Raw genomic sequence first — 22,210 nt, forward strand, 5'->3', positions numbered from 1 at the left:
CTCACGTGTGTGCGCCCAGGTACTGCTCCATGAGCCGGGACGCGTCGAGTTCACCGGGTTCCCCGGCGAACTCGGTCCTGCCCCGGTTCATGAGGTAGACGTAGTCGGCCAGTTCGAGTGCCCGGGTCACGTACTGCTCGACGAGCAGCAGCGCGCATCCTGATGCGGCCAGCTCGCCGAGAAAACTGAAGATCTCGTCCACCACCACAGGCGCCAGGCCCATCGACACCTCGTCGAGCAGGACATAGGCGGGGTCGGTGACATAGGCGCGGGCCAGCGCCAGCATCTGCTGCTGACCGCCGCTCAGCGAACCGGCCGTCTGGCGGAGTTTGCGCCCCAGGACGGGAAACGCCTCGACGGCTTTCTCGACCGCCTCGTCCACGCCAGCGCCCCCGGCCTGGACGAGGATGTTGTCCCGTACCGTCAGGTTGGGGAACACCCCGCGGCCCTCGGGCACATGGCAGACCCCGTGCCGGGCCAGGGTGTGCGGGGGCTTTCCGGTCAGGTCCCGGCCGTCCAGCCGGATCCGTCCGGAGCTGGGAGGCAGGAGGCCGGAGGCGACCCGCAGCAGCGTGGTCTTGCCCACGCCGTTGGGGCCGAGGAGCGCGACCACCGAGCGGGGCGGCACCCACAGCGACACGTCGCGCAGTACGGGCGTACCGCCGTATCCGGCGCTGATGCCCTGGAGTTCAAGCACTATGCCGCCTCCGATCCCAGGTAGGCGGCGCGCACGGTCTCACTGGCCCGTACCTCGGCCGGGGTGCCGGCGAAGATCAGCTCGCCGAAGTCCAGGACGAAGAGGTGCTCGCAGACGGACATCACCAGCGCCATGTCATGCTCCACCAGCAGTACGCCGCACCCGCGTTCGGCCACGACCCGCGCCACGATCGCGCCGAACCGTTCCGTCTCCGCGGTGTCCAGACCGGACGACGGCTCGTCGAGCAGCAGCAGCTCGAAGCCGCCCGCCAGCACCCGGCCGAGGTCGACCAATCGGCGTTGCCCGGTCGACAGCGCGGCCGCCGGCTCATGGCGCAGGTCCCCGAGCCGGCACAGTTCGAGTACGTCCTCGGTGGCGGTGCGGACCGCTTTCCGCTCGGTGGGAGGGCACCACAGCTGTCTGAGGGGATGGCTGCGCGCGAGGCGCGCTTCCAGGCCGATGGCGATGTTCTGCTCCACCGTCAGCGAGTCGAACAGGTCCATCTTCTGGAAGGTCCGGCCGAGGCCGAGCTGTGCGCGTGCGGACGGCGGGCGGCCGGTGATGTCCTGGCCGAGGAGACGGATCGTGCCTGCCGAGGGCCGCAGCAGTCCGGAGCAGGCGTTGAACGTGGTGGTCTTGCCCGCCCCGTTGGGGCCGATGAGCCCGGTGATCCGGCCGAGCGGTGCTTCGAAGGACACGGCGTTCACGGCCGTGTTCCCGCCGAACCGGATCGTCAGCCCTTCGACGCACAGGCCTGTGTCGTCGGCGCCGCTCACTGCGGTACTTCCCTGATCGCCGACGCTCACCGCGACACCTCCTTCGTCAGACCGGTGCCGAGCCGTACGCGCGCGGGCTCGCCGCGGCGCACGGTCCTCGCCGTGGCCGTCCGCAGCCGGTGTGCGGCAGGACCGGCCGTGCCGAGCCGCTCGGCGGCGCGCCGCGCCGTCGGTTCGGCGACTCCCGCTCCTCGGCGTCCGGTCGCACCGGCCTCACGCAGGGCCACCAGAAGCGCGCCCACGCCGAAGGCGACCGGGAGCCAGGCGACGACCGTCGCGTCGGTGACGTAGGCGGGGACGATCGCCAACTGCGCCGCCGCGGCCACCGGCGCGGCCGCGCGCAGCCCGGTGCAGAGCACCAGAAGGGCCAGCCAGGTCAGCGAGGCGTACGACACGAACGGCACCCCGGTCGCGGCCTGTCCCTGGGAGGCGTGGAGGGCACCCGCGACTCCGGCGATGAACGCCGAGACGGCGAAGACGGTGACGCGGGTGACGTTCACCCCGAGCCCGAGGGTCGACAGCGTGGTCGGCGAGTCGGACAGGGCGCGCAGCAGCCGCCCCAGTCTGCTCCGTCCGATGGCCGCGATCAGCAGCGACGCGGCGAGGGCGAAGGCCAGCAGTACGTAGTAGAAGGCGGTGTCGCCCGCGAACAGGGCGGGGCGCGTGGCGGGCAGCGTACTCGTCGCGCCGAACATCAACTCGGAGCCGTAGACGACCCGTTCGAGCAGAATGCCGAGCCCCAGGGTGGCGAGGGCCAGATACAGCCCCGACAGCCGGATCGCGGGAATGGCCACGAGCACGCCGACGGGCACCGCGATCGCGCCCGCGAGCAGCACGGCGACCAGCCAGGGCAGCCCGACCCCGACCGCGAGGTGCGAGAAGGACGACGCGCCCACGGCGACGAGCGCGGCGTGGGCGAGGGAGACCTGGCCTGAGGTCCGGACAAGGAGATGGAGGGACGAGAAGACCAGCACGAACACCAAGGCCATCGAGTAGACCGGCAGCTTGGCGCCGACCACGAACGGGACCACCGCCGCCGCGACGACCGCGCCGACCGCCAGCGCCCGCGCGACGGCCCCGCTCACCAGCGGCCGCGAAGGCGACGAGGACGAGCCGTGCCCGCCGACCTCGACCAGCTTGCCCCGGCCCGCAAGCAGCAGAACGGCGAAGAGCACCAGGAACGGCAGCGCCGGCGGCAGCCCGGACAGGACCTGGGAGCCGGACACCGCCTTGGTGGCCACGGCAGCCAGCACCCCGACGAGCAGCCCGCCGGCATACGTCAGCGGAAGGCTGGAGAACAGCCCGACCGCCGCGGCCCCGTACGCCTGCACCACCAGCAGGGTGAGCAGCAGGGCGTCCAGTCCGATCTGCGGGGCGAGCAGTACGCCGGAGACCGCGGCGAACCAGCATCCGATCAGCCACGCCCGGCTGCGCACCGCGAAGGCGCTGGTGCCGGCCAGCTCGAGCAGCGCGGGATCGTCCACGACGGCCCGCATCTTCACGCCCATCGAGGAGACCCGGAAGAAGACGAAGAACCCGACGGCGCCCAGCGCGGCCACGATCGCCGAGACGAGCTGGTCGACGCCGACGTTGACGCCGATCAGCTCGATGGTGTCGGTGGGCAGGAAGCCGGGGAAGTCGAGCCCGGCGCCGCCGTAGTGGGCGACGAGGGCCATGGTGACGGCCAGTTGGAGACCGACGGTGGCGACGATCTTCGTGGTGGGATTCGCGCCCGCCAGGATCCGGGTGACACGCTCCATGACCAGCGCGACGCAGGGCGGCACCACGACCACGGCGATGGCCAGGGCCACCGGCCAGGGCAGCCCGCGCACGACCCGCAGTTCGTAGTAGGCGTACGCGGCCAGTGCGGCGATCGCCCCGTGGGCGAAGTTGAAGATGCCGGACGTCTTGTAGGTGAGGACCAGACCCATCGCCGCGAGGCCGTAGACCGAACCGGTGGTGATCCCGATGACGACGAACGGCAGCCATTCGTTCACGCGGCACACACCCCGCACATCTCGCCGTCCCCGGGGGCGGCCCCGGTCACGTCCTTGCCGCCCAGCAGCGGGCACTCGGGGTGGTGGAGCCTGACCATGCCCGCCGCCCGCACCAGCGGCCGCTCGCCGGCGACGCGGCGGACCGGCGTCGTCTCGTACGAAGAAGTGGTCTCGTACGCGTCCTCCCGCCGCTCGCCCGGCTCCATGGAGATCAGCCCGATACGGCGCTCCCCGACCGCGCGCCGGGCCCGCAGCAGCCACAGGCACTGCCCGATGGCCGAGACCGCGAAACCCGCCACCGCGAGGTTGAGCCACGCGGTCTGCCGCGCCACCGATGCCGTCCCGCCGGCGCCGAACCATGCGGTCACGAGCAGGGCGAGCCCGGCCAGGGTGGTGCCGCAGACCGTCAGGGCGTCGCGGTCCCGCCACGGTTCCGCGGGCCTTCCCGCTCCGGTCATGACGTGCCCCCGACCGGCGGAAGCACGACGGTGCGGTCGCTGCGGTTGCTCCGGTCGGTGCCGTCGGTGCCGTCGGTGCCGTCGGTGCGGTCGGTGCGGTCGTGGCCGACGGTGCGGTCGCGGCCGTCCTGGGCCGCGCCGTCCACGACCGCACCGGGTTCACTGGAGGTGGCCCTGATCGCCCGCTCGATGCGGTCGAGCTTGCGCCACTCGTCGCGCAGGTCGGCCGAGAGCCACAGGGCGGTCGAGGCCCCGAGCAGGAACAGTCCGCCGATCCCCGCGCTGATGACGTACGGCACCTGTTCGGCCACGTACGCTGTCCCGCTCACCCCGCGCCAGCCGATGACGAGCACCACGGCACCGGCGACGGCGGTCGCCGCCGCGGTCAGCCGGTCCCACTGGCTCCGTGCCCGGGTCATGATGTCCATCGAGTCCTCACTCCCAACAGGCGCAGCAGAGTTCCGAAGGCGAAGGTGGCCGCGGCGCCGAACGCGACGACGAGATAGAGACCCGGCATCCCCATGTCGACCGGGTTGCCTGCCAGTCCGACGCGCGAAGGGTCCCCGGGCGGGGCAACGGCCGGATCGCCGGGCGGCGGCGCCTGTTCACCCGAGGCCGGGGGCTCCTCGGCCCCGGCCCCGTCCTGCGGCGGCTCCACGGGAGCCGCCGGGTCGCCGCCGGCACCGCCGTCGCCCGCGGCAGGGGGTGGCGGCACCTCGACGGGCGGTACGTCCCCGCCGCCGGGCGGTCGCTCGACCGGGGCGGCCGCGGCGAACGCGCGGCCGAAGGTGTAGTGGACGGTGTAGACGGCCCCCGACTGTGTGTCCTGCTGCCGTACGAGGACCTCCACGCCGGCGGACCTGACGCCCCGCTCGGTCTGTTCCGGCCGCAGATACCTCACCCGTACGCCCGCGGCCTCCAGCACCTTGGCCGGATCGCCCTGCGGAAGCGGCCCCGTCCGGTCGACGGCCCGCACACCGTCCTCGGTGATCTCCACGGCCTGGCCGGCCACTTCGGTGCGGCCGACGCTCAGCTGTGAGGCACGTACGAGCTTGCCGTCCGCCCCGACCGTCGCGGTCGCGACGCTGTGCACCTGGCCCAGCCGCAGCAACCCGCCCAGGACCAGCGGCTGGGTGTCGGCCGTGGCCGACGCCGTGCTCACCCGTCGTACCGGATCGACGGCCGCGTTCGCGAGCGCGGTGGTCTCGGCCGATGCGGTGTCGTCCCCCAGGCGCGTACGCGCCTGGGCGCGGGTGGAGTTCTTCTCGCTCCGCGAGCTGAGGGTGTGGCCCTGCTGTGCGTTCTCGGCGTTCTGGGGGGAGGGGTAGCGGGAGGCCGCGTACGCCGGATAGCCAGGGATCTGCTGCCCGGTCTGGCTGCCGATGAGGGCGGGCGCCGAGACGACGGTCTCGCCCGGGTACGGGCTTGCGGCGAACCCGGACGATTCCTCGACCCGGTGGTCGACGCAGGCCTGCGCGACCGGCAGCCCCGCGCCCGACGGCGCCTGCAACGCCGCGTTGTCGCTGGCGCTCACCATCACCTGGACGCCTTGCGCGGTCGCCGTCACCGGGCAGCCGTCCTCCGCGCCCGGCTCGGCGGCGGTGGCCGCTGCCGGAAGGCACACCAGCAGCACGACCGCCCCCGTCCCGGCGAGCGCGCGGCGGCGCGAGGGCGGGGAAGAGGTCGCTGTCACAGGCATGAACGTCCTCCACGGGTCGACGGCGTCACCGCCACGACTCTCCCGAACGTCGCACGAGCGAGAGGACCTGATCCCGGCTGACGATCACGTCACTCCCACTCAGCGGGACACGGCGACGGACGCCGCCTTCGCCACCGTCGAACCGTTCTGGCTCTTCCTGTTTCAGCCCACGTGCGATACCGACTAGCCAGGCAACTCAGCGTCAACCACCAAGCGGAGGTGGAAGGTGACGGTCCCGGTGACAGCCGACATGTATGTGGGGCGCTCTCCTGTCAGGCCCCAGCCCCAGCCCCAACCCCAACTCCGGTCCCCGGCACCGGCTCCGAACACCATGATCGAGCGCATGACACTCATCCTCGACGCGTTCGATTCCGGCACACCCAAGCTGTCCCTGCTGGAGCTGACCGAGCGCACCGGCCTGCCGCGCTCCACGCTCCATCGCATCCTCGACCAGATGATCCGGCTTCGCTGGCTCGCTCACTCCGCGGGGGGCTATCGCCTCGGCATGCGCACGCTGGAGCTGGGCGGGCTCGCCGCCGGCCACAGCGAGATACGGGACGTCGTCGGACCGCTCCTGCACGAGCTGTGCAGGCGATCGGGGTTCGTCGGCCATCTCGCCGTACTGGACGGGCGCGAGGTGGTCTTCCTCGACAAGGTCGGCGGACGGTTCGCCGCCAACCTGCCCACCCGGCTGGGCAGCCGCCTGCCCGCGCACACGACGGCGGTGGGCAAGACGCTGCTCGCGACGCTCGATCCGCACCACATCGACGCCATGTACGGCACCCGGCTGCCGGTCCGTACACCGCGCTCGATCCGCACCGTCGCAGGGCTGCACAACGAACTGGCACAGGTTCGCCGCAGGCACGGTGTGGCCGCGGACCATCAGGAATCGCTGACGGGGATCTCCTGTGTCGCGGCTCCGCTGCGGGCACGCGGCTGGGCCGGCGCCGCGCTCTCGCTCAGCGGCGACTCCCAGGCGATGGACCTGGCACAGCTGGCGCCGGTCATCCTGGAAGTCGCCCGTGAGGCAGGCCAGGCGTTGTCCTCCACCCTCTCCACCAGGCGGGGACGGCCGTAGGCGGCGTCCCCACCGGGAGCGGCCGGGTCGGTGGCCGGCGCGTCGTGACCGGCAGGTGCTGGGTGTGGTGGAGGAGCGGGGTCAGCGGGCAAGGGATCCGCTTGTGCGGGGCCCGAGCGCCGCCGTCAGGCGAGCAGGCCGCCACGCCCCACCAGCAGCGCCACATCCATGGCGGCGACCAGAATCGAGGCGATGAACGGCAGTCGGACACGGCGGCGGCCGAGGACCGCACTCACCAGCGCCGCCGGCACGGCCACCGCCAACACGGCCGACGAGGCGAAGTCCTGTGGCCCCGGCCCTCCGAGGACGAGCACCACGGACGCCATGACCAGGGGGACCGGCATCAGCAGTCGGGTCCGCGCCGGACCGAGTCGCTGGGGCCACCCTCGTACCCCCGCTCTCAGGTCGGACTCGATGTCCGGCAGCACATTGCCCAGGTGTGCGCCGACGCCCAACAGCGCGCCGGCCGTGACGACCCACCAAGCCGGCACGGCCCTGCCCGGCAGGCTCAGCACCACGAAGGCGGGAAGCGCCGCGAACCCCACGGCGTACGGCAGCCAGGACAGCCGCGTCGCCTTCATCCCCAGGTTGTACGCCCACGCGCCGCCGACGCCGACCAGGTGGACACTCCCTGCGAAGAGACCACCGGCCAGGGACAGCGGGACACTCGCCACCAGGGCAGCGACAGCCGCGGCCCGTACGGCCCCGGCGCCGATCGCCCCGGACACGACCGGCTTGTCGTACCGGTCCGCCGCGCGGTCGCGCCGGGCGTCGACCGCGTCGTTGCACCACCCCACCGACAGCTGGCCGGCCAACACCGCCGCGCCGACCAGCACAGAGCCGCGCCCGCCGTGCCCCGCCGAGACGGCCAGCGCCGTCATCAGAAGGGTGACGGCCGCCGTCGGGCCCGGGTGACAGGCCCTCACCAGGCCGGTGAGGAGGTTCTCGGAGCGTACGGCCCCACCGCCTGCGGGCGTGACAGCGGCGGGCCCGATCTCGGCGGTGGGCCGGTTCGTGGCGTCCACCCGCCGATCGTAGGCGCCGGGCGGGCGATGACGTGGTACGACCACGGGGCGTGGGGCACATATGGGTGCACGTCGTCCGCACCAGGGAGTCTGATGACCCGGATCGCAGCAGTCCATGGAGTCCTGGCAGCACATCGCCACTCCCAGCGGGAGATCACCGACATGGTGGCCGGTCACTGCCTGACCGCCGACGCCGACCGGCGTGCTCTCGACCGCCTCCACCGCGGCACGCGGGTCCGCTCACGCCACACCGCGCTGCCCCTCGACCGATACGGCGAACTGAGGGACTTCGGTGCGGTCAACGACGCCTTCCTCATCCACGCCGTGGACCTCGGCGCCGAAGCCGTCTCCGGGGCGCTCACCGAGGCCGGCCTGTCCGCCCGGGACGTCGATCTCCTGCTGTTCACCTCCGTGACCGGCATCGCCGCGCCGTCGGTGGACGCCCGGCTCGTCGGACGGCTCGGGCTGCGGCCGGACGTCCGACGGCTGCCTCTCTTCGGTCTCGGCTGCGTCGCGGGCGCGGCCGGTGTCGCCCGGCTCCACGACTACCTCCAGGGGTGGCCGGAGCACGTCGCCGTGCTCCTCTCCGTCGAGCTGTGCTCACTGACCTTCCAGCGGGACGACACCTCCCCCGCCAACCTGATCGCGACCGCGCTCTTCGGGGACGGGGCCGCTGCCGTCGTCGCCTGCGGGACCCGAAGGCAGGGGGCGGGGGCGGCGAGCGGCCCGACGGTGGTGGCCAGCCGCAGCCGGCTCTACCCGGACACCGAGCGGCTGCTGGGCTGGGACATCACCGGTTCGGGCTTCCGTGTCGTCCTGGATCCCGCCGTTCCCGACGTGGTGCGCAAGAACCTCGGCGACGACGTCGACGCCTTCCTGGCCGACCATGGCCTCACCCGCAAGGATGTGACGGCCTGGGTCAGCCACCCGGGTGGCCCCAAGGTCCTCGACGCGGTCGCGGAGGCACTCGACCTGCCCGATCACGTCCTCGACGTCAGCAGGCGCTCCCTCACGGACGTCGGCAACCTGTCCTCGGCCTCCGTGCTGCACGTCCTGCGCGACACCCTGACGGGAGGCAGCCCGCCGCCCGCCGGAACCCCCGGCCTGATGCTCGCCATGGGCCCGGGCTTCTGCACCGAACTCGTCCTGTTGCGCTGGTAGGAAGGGAGGGACCGAGAGACGTGAACGCGTATGTCCTTCTGGTACTCGCGATCGGCGCCGAGCGCGTGGCCGAACTCGTGGTCGCCCGTCGGCACACGCGCTGGAGCCTGGCGCGCGGCGCGGTCGAGTACGGACGGCGGCACTACCCGGTGATGGTGGTGCTGCACACGGGCCTTCTGCTCGGCTGCCTGGCCGAGGTGGCGACGATGCGGCGGACGTTCCACCCCGGCCTCGGCTGGACCATGGTGGGCGTGGTCGTCGCGGCCCAAGCCCTGCGCTGGTGGTGTGTGCGGACACTGGGGCCATGCTGGAACACCCGGGTGCTGGTCGTACCCGGGCTGCCGCTGGTGGCCCGCGGCCCCTACCGATGGCTGCGCCACCCGAACTACGTGGCGGTGGTGGCCGAAGGCGCGGCGCTGCCGCTGATCCACGGGGCATGGCTGACCGCCGTTCTGTTCACGCTGCTCAACGCCGCGCTGCTCACCGTGCGCATCCGCTGTGAGGACGCGGCGCTCGTCGCCGCGGGCGGTGCGGCCGGCGCGGACGGCCCGGTCGTGCCGTACGGGACCGGCGCGGCGGACGCCACGCGCCCGGCGCAGGCCTCCGTCCCCGGCGGGCTCGGGTGATCGACCTCCTCGTGGCGGGCGGCGGCCCGGCCGGCCTGGCCACGGCGATCCACGCCGCGTCGAACGGCATGGAGGTTGTGGTGATCGAGCCCCGCCCCGGCCCGGTGGACAAGGCGTGCGGCGAGGGGATCATGCCGCGCGGCGTACGGTCCCTGCGCGCCCTCGGTGTCGAACCGGCCGGCCACGCGCTCAGCGGCATCCGGTACATCGACGGCCCGCACCGTGCACAGGCCGCCTTCCGAGACGGCTTCGGCCTCGGCGTACGCCGCACCGTCCTGAGCGCCGCGCTGTACCGGCGGGCCTTCGAACTCGGCATCCGGATCGAGCCCGGCAAGGTCGGGGAGGTGCGCCAGGGACCGGAGGCGGTGACCGCCGCGGGGCTGCGGGCCCGGTGGCTCGTCGCGGCGGACGGCCTGCATTCGCCCCTCCGCCGCGCACTCGGCCTCGACCTCGCCGCGCGTGGCCCCCGACGCTACGGTCTGCGCCGCCACTTTTCCGTGCCGCCGTGGTCGGACGTCGTCGAAGTCCACTGGTCGCGGCACGGCGAGGCGTATGTGACACCGGTCGCCGACGACCTCGTCGGCGTGGCCGTACTGAGCAAGGCCCGACGCCCCTACGACACGCATCTGGACCAGTTCCCCGAGCTGGCCACACGCCTGTGCGAGGACACCGCCGTGAACGCGGTCCGCGGCGCCGGACCGCTCAGGCAGCGGGTGCGTGGCAGAGTGGCCGGCCGCGTCCTGCTCGTCGGTGACGCGGCCGGCTACGTCGACGCGCTCACCGGCGAGGGCATCGCCCTCGCGCTGGCATCGGCCGAAGCGGCGGTGCGGTGCCTCCGAGCGGGGCGCCCTCAGGACTACGAGCGGGCCTGGCGGCGCCTGTCGCGTCGACGGCTGCTGCTGACCCGGGCACTGCTTCGGGCCGGCTGCCGGCAGGAGACCGCGCGCCTGATCGTGCCGACGGCCGCCCGCCTGCCGTTCGCGTTCGCGGCGGCCGTGCACGCGTTGCAGTGATCGATCCCGGTCCCCGGCATGCCTGGGGACCGGACGCCCCCGCCGCCGATGAGGTCCGAGGTACTCGGCGGATACTGGTCGCATGGACGTGTCCGTGCCCCGGTTCGACCTCCGGGAACGATTCGGCCGCGCACTGTTCACCCGTGTCGCGGGCCCGGAGGGCCCCGACAACCGCGCCCGCATCCATGGCACTCCCGGCCCGCGCTGGTTCGGACCCGACAGCGCGATCCGTACGGTGCACGGCGACGCCTCGATGTTCGTCGGCGGGCTGAGGGCCCTGCTGCTCCAGTCCCTCCATCCGCTGGCCATGGCTGCCGTCGCGGCCCATTCCGGCTACCGCGGAGACCCGTGGGGGCGCGTCCACCGCACCAGCACGTTCCTCGCGGTGACGACGTTCGGGACGGCGGACGATGCGCAGCGGGCCGTCGACCGGGTGCGCGCGGTGCACGAAGGCGTGCACGGGGTGACCGCCGACGGAGCGGCGTACCACGCCTCCGATCCGCATCTGCTCGGCTGGGTGCATGTCGCGGAGGTGGACAGCTTCCTGACCGCCCATCAGCGCTACGGCGCCCACCCGCTGGATCCCGCCGGCTGCGACGCGTACGTTGCCGACACCGCCCGTGTGGCGGAAGCGCTCGGAGTGACCGACCCGCCGCGCGACCGCGCCGAGCTGGCCGACCAACTGGCCTCGTACCGGCACGAGCTGTACGCGACACAGGAGGCCCGCGAGGCCGCGCGCTTCATCCTGCGCCACCCGCCCCTGCCCCGGATCGCCCGGGCCCCGTACGCGGTCCTGGCCGCGAACGGGGTGGCGACCCTTCCGCGCTGGGCGTGCGAGTCGCTCGACCTGCCCTGCCCGACGGGGGTGGAGCGCGCTGTCGTGCAGATGACCGGCCACGCGCTGGTCGGAATGATTCGATGGGCCCTCGGTCCGCCGCCCCCCACGCGGGACGACGGCGTCAGGCCGGCCGGCGGGGCGACGACAGGATCAGGGACCGCACCCACGGCTCGTGGGAGAGGTCCTCGACCCCGCGACGCGAGAGGGTGCCGGTGAGAACCGTCCGTTCCAGGGCCCGGACGTCCACCCGCGCCGTGCAGCTCGTACTCGCTCGTTTCGTCCGCCCCTACGGCGAGTACGGCTACCCCTCGACGGCGCCCTTCGAGGATGCCGGCTGACATGGTGACCGTCCTCGGCGTCGACGCGTGCCCGGCCGGATGGCTGGCGGTGGAGCTCCACGACGGCCACTTCGCGGAGGCACGGGTCGCCACCACCTTGCGCTCCCTCCTGCCCGAGGCAGCGGGAGGCGGCGTCGCGGTCGTGGCCGTGGACATGCCGCTGGGGCTCCTCGACACCGGGTGGCGTCGCGCGGACACGGAGGCGGCGGCCCTGCTGGGGCCGCTCAGGAGCAGCGTCTTCCGGGTTCCGCCGCACGCGGTGTGGCAGGAGGAGGAGTACGACGACGCGCGGCGCCGGTGCCGCGAACTCACCGGGGCCGGGCTGAGCCGCCAGAGCTGGGGGCTCGCGCCCAAACTCCGTGAGGCGAACGCCTGCTTGGCGGAGCCTGGGGGCGACCGGCTCTTCGAAGTGCACCCCGAGGTGTCGTTCCGGGCCCTGGCGGACGGGAAAGCGCTGCGTCACCGCAAGAAGAGCTGGGCGGGGCAGATGGCACGGCGCTCGCTCCTCGCCGCGGCCGGAATCGTCCTCCCGGACGACCTGGGGGACGCGGGGCGCACCCCGCCGGACGATGTGCTGGACGCGGCCGCCGCCGCGTGGACTGCCCACCGCATCGCCCTCGGCCGTGCGCGCCCCCTCCCGGATCCGCCCGAGCGCGATGCGGGCGGGCGCCCGGTCGCGATCTGGTACTGACCTGCGCTCACGGCACGCACGGCTGCCCTGTCCCCGGACGTGCTGCCGGTCAGCTCGCCCTGACGGCGGGAGCCTCGGCGACGAGCGCCTCGACGGCCGAGGTGGCGAAGGCGTGACCGGCCGAGGCGAGGGTCGGGGCCTGCTTCGCCTGGTCCAGGACCCACTTCTGGAGCGGGGGCACGGTGGCGAAGCCGAGCGCGCCGATCAGGGTGAGCGTGATCGCGGCGAGGACCTTGTTGTGGGCGGTGGCCGTGAAGGCCGGCAGGGTCAGGGACAGCGCGCCGAGCGACACGAAGAGCATGGGCATCAGGGCGCAGTCGGCGAACTTTCCGCCGAGCAGGAGGACACCGAGCGCGGCGACGATGACGAAGGTGACGCGCCAGCCGAGAGCCTGGCCGATGGAGATGCCTCCCGGGACGCCGACGATGTTGGCGACGGTCAGCCCCATGAACATCAGCGAGATGGCGGAGGCCTTCTTCTGGGGAGCGACCAGGTCGGCGGCGACGACGGAACCGATGCCGAAGAACGCACCGTGGGCGAGTGAGGCGACGACTCGGCCGATCAGCATCACGCCGAAGCTGGGCGCGAGTGCCGAGAGCGTGTTGCCGACGATGAACAGGCCCATGAGGAACATGCGCATCTTCTTCCGCGACACCTGGTGCCGAGCACCGTCAGGAGCGGGGCGCCGAAGACGACGCCACGGGCGTAGCCGGGCACCAGCCAGCCAGCCGTTGCAGACGCTGGATAAGTGCAAGCGGAGGTATTGCGGGACGCGACTACCGCCGCGTGCAGCTGCCAGGGCCCGTAGCACCTCGTGTTCACCCTCGGTGTGCCGGAAGACCGCCTGCTGATCGGATTCGAGACGCCCGGCTCGGCGGTAATGGCCGTCTGCCCGTGACGTGAACGTGAACGCCGGGCCTACGCGCAACCGCGCACCGCGCGCGACAGACCACGGAGGACGTGTGCCCCCTGCTGCCGAGACCGTGCCCGATCAGGGCGAAGGCGCGCGCACCGAGGGCGATCGGCCCGGCGCGGCGGACGGGGCGGGGGACCGACCCGGTCGGCCGCGGCTGATCGGCCGGGCGCGGCACAGCATCCGGCTCCGGGCGGCCGCCGCGGCCGCCCTGCTGACCTGCCTCGTCCTCTGTGCCGGCGGACTCCTCGCCGGGACGTATCCCTTCGGGGCCACGACCCGCAGCACGGTCGACCTCGGCCAGCAGTACCTGCCGTTCCACGCCTACTGGCGCAGGCTCCTGCTCGGCGAGGCCGACGCCGACGGCGACATGTTCGTCAACTGGAGCGCCGGCTTCGGGTCGAACTTCCTCGGCGACTACGGCACCTACCTGAGCAGCCCGTTCGACCTGCTGGTGGTGCTCTTCCCGGCCGACCGGATCGAGCTCGCCCTCTACGTCATCACCGCGGCCAAGATCACCGCCGCCGGCGCGGCCATGGCGGTCCTGCTCCTGCGGCTCCGCCGCGGCCCCTGGCAGGTCGCCGCCGTCCTGGGCGCGGCGTACGCGCTGTGCGGCTGGACCCTCAACTACGGCACCACCGTGCCGATGTGGCTGGACGGACTGCTCGCCTTCCCGCTGCTCTGCCTGGTGGGGGAGTGGGCCCGTACCGGGCGCCGGCCGGTCCTCGGACCGCTCGTCGTCGGCCTGGCCTGGTTCGCCAACTTCTACACCGCGTACATGGCGACCCTCGGCGCGGCCATCGTCCTGACGATCCGTCTGCTCACCACCGACGGGCCCGCCCGCCGCCGCCTGGCCGGGCTGCTGCGCGCCTCCCGGACCGTGCTCCTCGGCATCGGCCTCGCAGCCCCGCTCGTCCTGGTGATCTTCCTGGGCACCCGGGTCGCCGACCCGACGCCCGAGGTGACCTTCACCGCCGTCGCCTGGACCGAGGTGTTCGCCCGGCTGCTCCCCGCCACGGCGAGCGTCGCCAGCCCCGCCCTCTTCATCGGCACCCCGGCGCTCGCGCTCGCGCTGAGCCTGCCCTTCAACAGCACCGTGGCGCCCCGGACGCGCGCCGCCTGGACGGCCGCGATCGTCCTGGTCGCGCTCTCGCTCCAGTGGGGGCCCACCCATCTGCTCTGGCACGCGGGGGCTTCACCGAACGGCATTCCGTACCGGCAGACCTTCGTGCTCTGCGGGCTGCTGCTGATCGCGGCCTGGCTCTCCACCGCCCGCGGACTGCCCCCGCTGCCCGCCCTCCTCGGCGGTGCGGCCGTGCTCGCGGCCCTGGCCTTCGCCGCCCGGGGCAGCCTCGTCGTCGACCGCTGGACCTACCCCGCCTTCGCCGCCGCCCTGGCCCTCGCGGCGCTCGCCGCCGTGGCCGTCCTGCTCGTCCGGCGGTACACCGTCGGCGTTCGGGTCCTGCCCGCCCTCGCCGTCGCCCTGCTCCTCGTGGCGCAGGCGGGCGAGGCGGCGGTCACCGGCAGCAGGATCGCCGAGCAGCAGCTGACCCAGGTGGCGTGGACCCCGCGCATCGGGCCCTGGCAGGAGGACATGGCGCGCGAGGTCGCGGCGAAGGACGCCTGGCCCCGCCACCGCACGGACCCCGGTGAACTGCCGGGCGGCAACGACGCGCTGCTCGTGGGCGGCCAGAGTGCCGAGCAATACTCCAGCCTCACCGCGGAGACGTACACACGCACCCTCTCCGCGCTGGGCTTCGGCTTCTGGGCCAAGGGCCGCCACCTCGTCACCCTCGACAACCCGGTCACCGACGCGATCTTCTCCGTCGGCACCCGGATGCGGTCCACGCCCACGGCGCCCCTCACGACGGACACCCTCCCCGAGGCGGACATCACCGTCACCGACACCCCCGTACCGCCGCTCGTCACGGTCCGCCCGGACGTCCGGCTGCCCGCGCGCGACACGGGCTTCGGCGAATCCCCCTTCGCCAACCAGGAGTTGCTCCTCGGGTCGAAGGTGTACGACATCCCGGACCGCGTCACGCGCGCGGACGGCACCGACGGCACCGGCGGAGTCACCACCCTGACCGCCTCCTGCCCGGCGGGCTCGGGGCTATGGCTCTGGGCGCCCGAACTCAAGGGCACCGCGGCCCTGACCGGCCAGAAGCCCGTCTCCTTCTTCGGCGGACTGCCGTCCGTGCAGGGCCCGATGCGGACGCTCGGCACCGTCCCGGCCTCCGGCGCCGTACGGATCGAACTGCGCGGCTCCGCCCGGCCGTCCCTGCCCGAGCAGCCCGTCGGCTGCCTGGTCCAGGAGCGACTGGACACCGCCGTACGGCAGTTGACGCAGACCGGCGCCACCGATGTGCGCGTCTCCGGCCACACGGTCACCGCCGAACTCCCCGTCGGCAGCTCGGGAACCGCCGTCATCGCCGCCCCGCGCATCTCCGGCTGGAGCTGCGCGGCGGGCGACCGGCCCTCGGCCCCCGCGCAGAGCCACCTCGGCCTCCTGGCCGTTCCGCTCGACTCCACGACGACGTCGATCAGTTGCACCTTCCGGCCGCCGGGGCTGCGGATCGGCGGTGCGATCGGCGCCGTAGCGCTCCTCGCACTGGCCGCGCTCGGGTTCCGGCACCGGTTCGCGCGCAGGGCGACAAGAGTTCACCTGGAGTCCGCGTCGGGCTCGTCCGACGGGAAATGACGGTGGATACGCTGCCCGTCTGACCGGCGTTCGCCCATGTGAACACGGTGTGTGCTGTCTCGCTCAGTGATCGATTGCTCGTCTGTTCGTCTGGTTGAGTGTGGGGATGTCCGAGTGCCCAAGCTGTCCGTCATCGTGCCGTTCCACAACGTCGGGATCTATGCCTCCGACACCATGCGCAGCCTCGCGAACAACGCGGACCCGGACTTCGAGTTCCTGCTGATCGACGACTGCTCGACGGACGAGACGCCCCACGTCCTGGAACGCTGGCAGAGCCGCGTCCCCAACGCCACCGTGATCCGCCACGAGACGAACCTGGGCGTGGCGCAGGCGCGCAACACCGGCCTCGACGCGGCCACCGGCGACTACATCACCTTCCTCGACGGCGACGACTGGTACGCCCCCGGCCATCTGCGCGCCATGGTCGACGGCATCGAGGCCCTCGGCTGCGACTTCGCCCGCACCGACCACGTCCTCTCGACCGGCACCAAGCGCGCCATCCGGTACGCGCCCGCCAAGCAGCGCGACACGGTGATGGACCCGCGCGACGGCATCGCGCCCGCCAGCATGGTCACGATGGTCGACTACCCCTTCGTGCCCTTCGGCATCTACAGCAGCCGGCTCTTCGAGGACGGCGGCTCGCGGTTCGAGACGAAGCTGCGGACAGCCGAGGACCGGCTCTGGGTCTGGCGCCTCCACCTGAAGGCCACCACCTACGCGGCCCTCAGCCTGCACGGGGTCTTCTACCGGCGCGGTGTCACGACCTCGCTCACCCAGATCACCGACAACCGCCAGCTCGACTTCATCCCGTCGTACGACCTGCTCCTGGACGTGGTCTCCGCGGACCGCGACGCCGACCGCTTCCTGCCCAAGGCGGTGCGCACCTACTGCGCCATGATCGCCTTCCACATGGGCAAGGCCGACCAGTACGAACCGGCCGTGACCAAGCGGCTCAAGCAGAACGTGACCGACGCCCTGCGCCGGATGCCGCAGCAGGTGCTCGACGAGACCCTCGCGACGATGGACACCGCGCGCAGCACCCTGCTCCGCGGCCTGCGCGCCACCGGAAGGACCGCCTGACCCATGCCCGAGAAGACCGCCAACGCGCGTACGACGACCGCGCGCCCGCGTGTCCAGATCTTCGAGGTGTCCACGCTCTACGGCGCGGCCACGCTCGCCGCGGCGATCGACGCCGGTCAGTTCGGCGCACCCGACGACGCCCGGCGGATCCTGCTGGTCTCGAACAACGCCGCGATCCCGGAGACCTCGCTGCGGCTTGAGACGATGACCGGCTACGACCGGATCGCCGCCCGCTTCGACGACGTGATCGACTGGAACGAGGCCATCCACCCGCACCACCCCGCCACTTGGGCGGCGCGCCCGGAGGAGGCCCCGCTGTGGCAGCGGGTGTTCCGTACGGCGTGGGGACTTGGCACCGCCCCGGTCGATCTGATCGTCGAGTCCATCCAGGTCAACCCGGCCAAGGCGCTCGCGGCGGTCTTCGCCGAGAGCAGCGTCCAGGTCTACGCCGACGGCCTGATGAGCTACGGGCCGACGCGCGAGCAGCTGCCGCAGTCGATCGCCTGCCGGATCCGGCGTCTGCTCCACCTCGACCTGGTGCCCGGTCTGCGCCCCCTGCTGCTCTCCGAGTACGGCGTCGAGCCCGAGCTCGTGCCCGACGAGGCGTTCCGCGGTGTCCTCGCGGAGATCGCCGAGGCGGCCGAGGACGACCCGATGGTGAGCAGGGCGGTCGAGGCCGAGCCCACCGCCCTGCTCCTCGGCCAGTACCTCGCCGCGCTCGACATTCTCACCGCCGACGAGGAGGAGGAGCTGCACATCCGGATGCTGCGCGGAGCCGCCGTGGCCGGACACACGTCGGTGATCTTCAAGCCGCACCCGACCGCGCCCGCCCGCTACTCGACGGCGCTGAACGAGGCCGCCGAGGAGGTCGGCGTCCGGCTGACCGTCCTGGACGGCCCGCTGCTCGCCGAGACCTTCTACGAGCGCTGCCGGCCGCGGCTCGTCGTCGGCTGCTTCTCGACCGCGATGGTCACCGCGTCCGTCTACTACGGCGTGCCCATCGCCCGGGTGGGCACCGACACGGTCCTGGAGCGGCTCAGGCCGTACGAGAACAGCAACCGGGTGCCGCTGACCGTCGTGGACCACATCGTGCCCGACCTGGAGACCGGCACCGGCCCGGCCGTGCCCGGCGCGGGACCGGAGACCCTGACGCCGCTCGTCCGCGCCGTGGGCTTCTGCATGCAGTCCAAGCTCCATCCTGAGCTGCGCGACGAGACCGTTCGGTTCCTCGACGATCACCGGGGAGGCGCGGACGTGGAGCGGTACGTCGACCGGGAGCGGCTGACGCAGCTCGGACTGCCGGGCGGCGACGCCACCGGCGGCGTCGGATCCCGGCTGCGCCGGACGCTCACGCGGAGCGGCAGGGGCTGAGCGCGGGGGGAAGGCGGCCGCTCAGGCGGTCGCCTCAGCCGGCGGCCATGGGACCCCTTCGGGGAGCTGCACGTACGTCGCCGGTCGTGTCAGGCAGCCGCCTCAGGCAGCCGCCTCAGGCGGTCGCCGAGTGGACGATCGTGAAGACCGCCCCCTCCGGGTCCGCCACCAGAGCGATCCGGCCCGCCGTGCTCTCCCAGGGCGGCCGCAGGACATGGCCGTCCAGCTCGGTGACGAGCCGGGTGGCCGCGTCGACGTCGGTGACCTCGAAGTACGTCATCCAGTGCGCGCCCCGGTCGCGGGCGAGCGAGGTCCCGACGCCGTGCAGGGCCGCGACCGGACGGCCGTCAAGGTGCAGGGTCAGATAGTCGAGGTCGGCGGAGACGACCGGCTCGGCCTCGTACCCGAAGACCGTCCGGTAGAACTTGGCGACCGCCGACGTCTCGTACGTCAGCAGCTCGTTCCAGACCGGCGTCCCGGGCGGGCCCGCGGCCGCCGTGCCGTGGTGCAGCCCGGCCTGCCAGACGCCGAAGACGGCGCCGACCGGGTCCGAGCAGATCACCAGCCGGCCGGCGTCTTCCGCGTCGAGCGGGCCGACGGCGACCGTGCCGCCGCAAGCGCGGATGGTCTCGGCCGTCTCGTCGGCGTCGTCGGTGGCCAGATAGGTGGTCCAGGCGACCGGAAGATGCCGGTCGGGCGGCAGCTGACCGATGCCCGCCACTTCCCTGCCGTCGAGGAGGGCACGGACGTACGGCCCGAGCTGCTGTGGACCGGGGACGAACTCCCATCCGAAGAGCGCGCCGTAGAACTCCTGCGTCGCGTCAAGTCCGTGCACCATCAAACTCACCCAACAGGGTGTACCGGGTGTGCGCCGAGTCGCCTCGGTCATCGTCACTCTCTCCTCGGACCAGCGTCGTGTCCGTGCGGGGGGACCGGGCGCAGGAGCGCGTACGGGCGGGTGGGGGCGGGGCCCTCCGGGTTCCGCAGCGGGTTCCTGCCCGCCGTCCACCTGCCGTACACGCGCCTCGGTCGCGCGCCTCGTGCAGATGCTCGCACCACCGGGCGCGTCGTGCGCTCCGGCACGCGCCGCTTTCCGTGGCCGGGACGTGGCCGCGACGTGCCCCGGGGCGGCGCGAGCTACGCGAGGATGGCACCTATGAAGCCCATCATCACCGCAAGCGAACTCGCGAGCGAGTCGGCCGGGGCCGGCCGGTCCCCGGTCCTGCTGGACGTCCGCTGGCAGCTCGGCGGCCCACCGGGGCTGCCCGACTACGAGGCCGGGCACATCCCCGGCGCGGTCTATGTCGACCTGGACACGGAACTCGCCGCTCCGCCCGGCCGCGGCGGCCGGCATCCGCTGCCGGACCTGGCGGTCTTCGGGGCGGCCATGCGGCGAGCGGGTGTCTCTGCGGACGCGCCGGTCGTCGTCTACGACGGCGGGCTCGGGTGGGGCGCCGCCCGGGCCTGGTGGCTGCTGCGCTGGACGGGGCACACGGACGTACGCGTCCTGGACGGGGGCCTCGCGGCGTGGACAGCCGCAGGCCACGAGCTCTCCAAGGAGACCCCGCATCCGGAGCCGGGCGACTTCGTGCCGCGCCCGAGCGAGGTCGGACTGCTCGACGCGGACGGGGCGGCGGCCCTGGCCCGCTCCGGTCTGCTGCTCGACGCACGGGCGGCGGAGCGTTACCGGGGCGACGTGGAGCCGATCGACCCGGTCGGGGGCCACATCCCGGGCGCGGTCTCGGCCCCGACGACGGAGAACGTGGACGAGGACGGCCGCTTCCTCCCGCCGGAGACCCTCGCCGCCCGCTTCGCCGCGCTCGGCGCCCACGAGGACGCCGCGGTCGGCGTCTACTGCGGCTCGGGCGTCTCGGGCGCGCACGAGGTCCTGGCCCTGGCGATCGCGGGCATCCCCTCGGCCCTCTACGCCGGCTCCTGGTCGGAATGGTCGAACACCCCCACCCGCCCCGTGGCCAAGGGCCCGGACCCGCAATAGCGAGTCAGGGCCGGCCCCTGACCCGCCCCACCGCGACCGGCCGGCCAGGGGCGTGCAACCCCAAGCGGTCCCCCACCGCCACCAGCGGCCGATACCCGGCCCGCACGGTCGGCCGGTCGGCCCGCGATGTCGGCGCCCGGGCAACAGCCCGGGCGTTCGCGCGGCGTCGCCGGCAGCCAAGGCCTGGCGTGTCTCGGCCGGCCGGCTGCAATGCCCGCGCCCGGGGCAACAGCCCGGGCGGTCGCGCGGCGCCACCGGCGACCAAGGCCTGGCGTGCCTCGGCCGGTCGGCCGCAATGCACGCGCCCGGGCCAGCAGCCCAGGCGGTCACCCGGCGCCACCAGCGGGCCCATACTCGGCCCGCCCCGCCGTTCGGTCGGCCCGCGACGCCCGCGCCCGGGCAACAGCCCTGGGCCGCCCGCAGCCAAGGCCCGGTGGTCGCCGCCGGTCAGGGGGCCGCGATGCCCGCGCCCCGAGCAGCAGCCCCGCCCCTCCCGCGCGACCCGGACCGCCGGGCCGTACGCGCCCACGCCACGAGAAGGGGGCCCGCACCTACCCGGCGCGGGCCCCCTTCTCGTACGGGCGTCAGTCCTGCTTCTTCCTTCGCGTGCCGAAGACGATCTCGTCCCAGCTCGGGACCGCCGCGCGGCGGCCCGGGCGGACGCCGTCGGCTTCGGCCTGGCGGTCCGTCGTGCCGGTCAGGCGGTCGCGGTGGCCCGAGACCGCGCGGGGCATCAGGACGTCGGCGTAGGCCGAGCCCGCGCCGGCCGAGGCCGCGGGCGCCGGGGGCTCCTCCGCCTCGGGCTCCTCGCCGGGCTCCGTCGAGGACGGCTCGGTGTTCCGGTCCGGGACGACCATGTCGCCACGGAAGCTCGGCACCGCCTCCAGCAGGCTGGTCAGCGAGTCCCGCTCGTCCTCCGGCTCGGGAACAGGAGCCGGCCGCTCGATCTGGCGGTCGAGCGCGCGGTCCAGCGGCCGGTCGCGCGGCAGCCGGGCGATCCGGGGCACGAACGGGAAGCTCGGCTCCGGCGCCGCGGCGATCGTGTCGTCCGTCTCGCCGATCAGCGCGCGCGCCTCGTCGTCCACGGCCTGGACGAGCCGCCGGGGCGGGTCGTACGTCCAGCTCGCCGTGTGCACCTCGCCCGCCACCCGGTAGACGAGCAGCACCTCCCACGTGCCGTCGTCACGGCGCCAGGAGTCCCACTGCACGGTGTCCTTCTCGGCGCCGCGCAGCAGCAGCCGCTCCTGCACCGCCTCGCCGAGCTGCGGTCCGGTGTTCTCGCCGGGCCGGCGCACGGGCGTCTTCCGCGCCCGCTCCGCCATGAACGCCCGCTCCGCGAGCACGGGGCCCTCGAAGCGCCGTACGCGGTCGACGGGGATCCCAGCGAGCTGGGCGACCTCCTCGGCGGAGGCACCGGCACGTATCCGCGCCTGGATGTCGCGAGGCCGGAGGTGGCTCTCCACCTCGATCTCGATCTGACCGAGCCGCGCGCGGTCGTTGCGCACGGCGGCGCGCAGCCGCTCGTCGATCGGAAGCGTGTACTCCGTGCTGTCAGCAGCCTTCAGCACCAGTCGTGTGCCGTCGTTGGAGACGGCCACGACACGCAGTTCGGGCATGGGGACCTCCCGGGTGGTGCCTGCCGACGTCACGTGCGTCGCTGCTTCCGCTAGTCGAGTGTGGCCTGCCCGGGTGCAGCCTGCCACAACCTTGCCGAGTTGCCCGGCGTGTCGGGCATGGACCCTAGACCGCCGT

At 73.4% G+C, this 22,210-nt stretch carries 20 protein-coding genes and 1 pseudogene; 11 read left to right on the forward strand and 10 right to left on the reverse strand.

What is annotated here, in order from left to right; all coding sequences use genetic code 11:
- Window position 1 precedes the first annotated feature (1 nt).
- The 6 genes from ACZ4VI_RS21455 to ACZ4VI_RS21480 are packed head-to-tail and all read right to left on the reverse strand — an operon-like array spanning window position 2 to window position 5,627.
- Complete coding sequence (locus ACZ4VI_RS21455; RefSeq protein WP_468001333.1) at window positions 2-697, reverse strand: ABC transporter ATP-binding protein; 696 nt, start codon at window positions 695-697, stop codon at window positions 2-4.
- Window positions 697-1,503: an ABC transporter ATP-binding protein gene (locus tag ACZ4VI_RS21460; protein ID WP_468001334.1), complete on the reverse strand. Its 807-nt coding sequence runs from the start codon at window positions 1,501-1,503 to the stop codon at window positions 697-699. Before ACZ4VI_RS21460 ends, ACZ4VI_RS21455 begins: the two co-directional genes overlap by 1 nt.
- Window positions 1,500-3,470, reverse strand: a complete 1,971-nt coding sequence (locus tag ACZ4VI_RS21465) for a branched-chain amino acid ABC transporter permease (RefSeq protein ID WP_468001335.1) — start codon at window positions 3,468-3,470, stop codon at window positions 1,500-1,502. The genes ACZ4VI_RS21460 and ACZ4VI_RS21465 overlap by 4 nt, the downstream gene beginning before the upstream one ends.
- Window positions 3,467-3,928 (reverse strand): hypothetical protein, encoded by a 462-nt coding sequence (locus ACZ4VI_RS21470; RefSeq protein WP_468001336.1) that lies wholly within the window; start codon window positions 3,926-3,928, stop codon window positions 3,467-3,469. Before ACZ4VI_RS21470 ends, ACZ4VI_RS21465 begins: the two co-directional genes overlap by 4 nt.
- Complete coding sequence (locus tag ACZ4VI_RS21475; protein ID WP_468001337.1) at window positions 3,925-4,347, reverse strand: hypothetical protein; 423 nt, start codon at window positions 4,345-4,347, stop codon at window positions 3,925-3,927. Before ACZ4VI_RS21475 ends, ACZ4VI_RS21470 begins: the two co-directional genes overlap by 4 nt.
- Window positions 4,344-5,627: a hypothetical protein gene (locus ACZ4VI_RS21480; RefSeq protein WP_468001338.1), complete on the reverse strand. Its 1,284-nt coding sequence runs from the start codon at window positions 5,625-5,627 to the stop codon at window positions 4,344-4,346. The genes ACZ4VI_RS21475 and ACZ4VI_RS21480 overlap by 4 nt, the downstream gene beginning before the upstream one ends.
- Window positions 5,628-5,970: 343 nt before the next feature.
- Between ACZ4VI_RS21480 and ACZ4VI_RS21485 the strand changes: the two genes are divergently transcribed.
- The gene (locus ACZ4VI_RS21485) at window positions 5,971-6,705 is read left to right on the forward strand and encodes an IclR family transcriptional regulator (protein ID WP_468001339.1); all 735 of its coding nucleotides are present in this window, start codon (window positions 5,971-5,973) and stop codon (window positions 6,703-6,705) included.
- Window positions 6,706-6,830: 125 nt separating this feature from the next.
- Here ACZ4VI_RS21485 and ACZ4VI_RS21490 read toward each other — a convergent pair whose 3' ends face one another.
- The gene (locus tag ACZ4VI_RS21490; RefSeq protein ID WP_468001340.1) at window positions 6,831-7,730 is read right to left on the reverse strand and encodes a UbiA family prenyltransferase; all 900 of its coding nucleotides are present in this window, start codon (window positions 7,728-7,730) and stop codon (window positions 6,831-6,833) included.
- Window positions 7,731-7,823: 93 nt separating this feature from the next.
- Here ACZ4VI_RS21490 and ACZ4VI_RS21495 point away from each other — a divergent pair, with 93 nt between their 5' ends.
- The 6 genes from ACZ4VI_RS21495 (at window position 7,824) to ACZ4VI_RS21520 (ending at window position 12,397) form a co-directional block, all read left to right on the forward strand.
- A complete protein-coding gene (locus ACZ4VI_RS21495) occupies window positions 7,824-8,891 on the forward strand; it encodes a type III polyketide synthase (protein ID WP_468001342.1) in 1,068 nt (355 codons plus the stop codon).
- 20 nt (window positions 8,892-8,911) lie between these two features.
- On the forward strand, window positions 8,912-9,517 hold the full coding sequence (locus ACZ4VI_RS21500; RefSeq protein ID WP_468001344.1) for an isoprenylcysteine carboxyl methyltransferase family protein: 606 nt from the start codon (window positions 8,912-8,914) through the stop codon (window positions 9,515-9,517).
- Window positions 9,514-10,530 carry an NAD(P)/FAD-dependent oxidoreductase gene (locus tag ACZ4VI_RS21505; protein ID WP_468001346.1) on the forward strand — a complete coding sequence of 339 codons (1,017 nt, stop codon included), beginning with the start codon at window positions 9,514-9,516 and terminating at the stop codon, window positions 10,528-10,530. Before ACZ4VI_RS21500 ends, ACZ4VI_RS21505 begins: the two co-directional genes overlap by 4 nt.
- A gap of 82 nt (window positions 10,531-10,612) precedes the next feature.
- On the forward strand, window positions 10,613-11,584 hold the full coding sequence (locus ACZ4VI_RS21510; protein WP_468001348.1) for an oxygenase MpaB family protein: 972 nt from the start codon (window positions 10,613-10,615) through the stop codon (window positions 11,582-11,584).
- The gene (locus tag ACZ4VI_RS21515) at window positions 11,581-11,706 is read left to right on the forward strand and encodes a hypothetical protein (RefSeq protein ID WP_468001350.1); all 126 of its coding nucleotides are present in this window, start codon (window positions 11,581-11,583) and stop codon (window positions 11,704-11,706) included. The genes ACZ4VI_RS21510 and ACZ4VI_RS21515 overlap by 4 nt, the downstream gene beginning before the upstream one ends.
- 1 nt (window position 11,707) lies before the next feature.
- On the forward strand, window positions 11,708-12,397 hold the full coding sequence (locus ACZ4VI_RS21520; protein WP_468001352.1) for a DUF429 domain-containing protein: 690 nt from the start codon (window positions 11,708-11,710) through the stop codon (window positions 12,395-12,397).
- Window positions 12,398-12,473: 76 nt separating this feature from the next.
- Here ACZ4VI_RS21520 and ACZ4VI_RS21525 read toward each other — a convergent pair.
- Window positions 12,474-13,129 (reverse strand): annotated as a pseudogene (locus tag ACZ4VI_RS21525) (MFS transporter); the annotation flags it as partial.
- Between the two features lie 230 nt (window positions 13,130-13,359).
- Here ACZ4VI_RS21525 and ACZ4VI_RS21530 point away from each other — a divergent pair.
- The 3 genes from ACZ4VI_RS21530 to ACZ4VI_RS21540 all read left to right on the forward strand — a co-directional run bounded on the left by ACZ4VI_RS21530 (window position 13,360) and on the right by ACZ4VI_RS21540 (window position 18,462).
- Window positions 13,360-16,011, forward strand: coding sequence for a YfhO family protein (locus tag ACZ4VI_RS21530; protein WP_468001354.1), 2,652 nt, complete (start codon window positions 13,360-13,362; stop codon window positions 16,009-16,011).
- A gap of 114 nt (window positions 16,012-16,125) precedes the next feature.
- Complete coding sequence (locus ACZ4VI_RS21535) at window positions 16,126-17,091, forward strand: glycosyltransferase family 2 protein (RefSeq protein WP_468001356.1); 966 nt, start codon at window positions 16,126-16,128, stop codon at window positions 17,089-17,091.
- A gap of 3 nt (window positions 17,092-17,094) precedes the next feature.
- On the forward strand, window positions 17,095-18,462 hold the full coding sequence (locus ACZ4VI_RS21540) for a polysialyltransferase family glycosyltransferase (protein WP_468001358.1): 1,368 nt from the start codon (window positions 17,095-17,097) through the stop codon (window positions 18,460-18,462).
- Between the two features lie 115 nt (window positions 18,463-18,577).
- Here the strand turns inward: ACZ4VI_RS21540 and ACZ4VI_RS21545 are convergent, their stop codons facing one another.
- Window positions 18,578-19,351, reverse strand: a complete 774-nt coding sequence (locus tag ACZ4VI_RS21545) for a VOC family protein (protein WP_468001361.1) — start codon at window positions 19,349-19,351, stop codon at window positions 18,578-18,580.
- A gap of 267 nt (window positions 19,352-19,618) precedes the next feature.
- On the opposite strand from ACZ4VI_RS21545, the gene ACZ4VI_RS21550 reads away from it, so the two are divergent.
- Window positions 19,619-20,458, forward strand: a complete 840-nt coding sequence (locus ACZ4VI_RS21550; RefSeq protein ID WP_468001363.1) for a sulfurtransferase — start codon at window positions 19,619-19,621, stop codon at window positions 20,456-20,458.
- 584 nt (window positions 20,459-21,042) lie between these two features.
- Here ACZ4VI_RS21550 and sepH read toward each other — a convergent pair.
- Complete coding sequence (gene sepH / locus ACZ4VI_RS21555; protein ID WP_468001365.1) at window positions 21,043-22,107, reverse strand: septation protein SepH; 1,065 nt, start codon at window positions 22,105-22,107, stop codon at window positions 21,043-21,045.
- Between the last annotated feature and the right edge of the window lie 103 nt (window positions 22,108-22,210).

Source organism: Streptomyces sp. NPDC029169, from assembly GCF_055563935.1.

Bases quoted from the DNA above. Each gene is read 5' to 3' on its own strand.
- ACZ4VI_RS21485 (WP_468001339.1), top strand. From the start codon at position 5,971: ATGACACTCATCCTCGACGCGTTCGATTCCGGCACACCCAAGCTGTCC.
- ACZ4VI_RS21480 (WP_468001338.1), bottom strand. From the start codon at position 5,627: ATGCCTGTGACAGCGACCTCTTCCCCGCCCTCGCGCCGCCGCGCGCTC.
- ACZ4VI_RS21510 (WP_468001348.1), top strand. From the start codon at position 10,613: ATGGACGTGTCCGTGCCCCGGTTCGACCTCCGGGAACGATTCGGCCGC.
- ACZ4VI_RS21545 (WP_468001361.1), bottom strand. From the start codon at position 19,351: ATGACCGAGGCGACTCGGCGCACACCCGGTACACCCTGTTGGGTGAGT.
- ACZ4VI_RS21550 (WP_468001363.1), top strand. From the start codon at position 19,619: ATGAAGCCCATCATCACCGCAAGCGAACTCGCGAGCGAGTCGGCCGGG.
- ACZ4VI_RS21495 (WP_468001342.1), top strand. From the start codon at position 7,824: ATGACCCGGATCGCAGCAGTCCATGGAGTCCTGGCAGCACATCGCCAC.
- ACZ4VI_RS21470 (WP_468001336.1), bottom strand. From the start codon at position 3,928: ATGACCGGAGCGGGAAGGCCCGCGGAACCGTGGCGGGACCGCGACGCC.
- ACZ4VI_RS21540 (WP_468001358.1), top strand. From the start codon at position 17,095: ATGCCCGAGAAGACCGCCAACGCGCGTACGACGACCGCGCGCCCGCGT.
- ACZ4VI_RS21520 (WP_468001352.1), top strand. From the start codon at position 11,708: ATGGTGACCGTCCTCGGCGTCGACGCGTGCCCGGCCGGATGGCTGGCG.
- ACZ4VI_RS21475 (WP_468001337.1), bottom strand. From the start codon at position 4,347: ATGACCCGGGCACGGAGCCAGTGGGACCGGCTGACCGCGGCGGCGACC.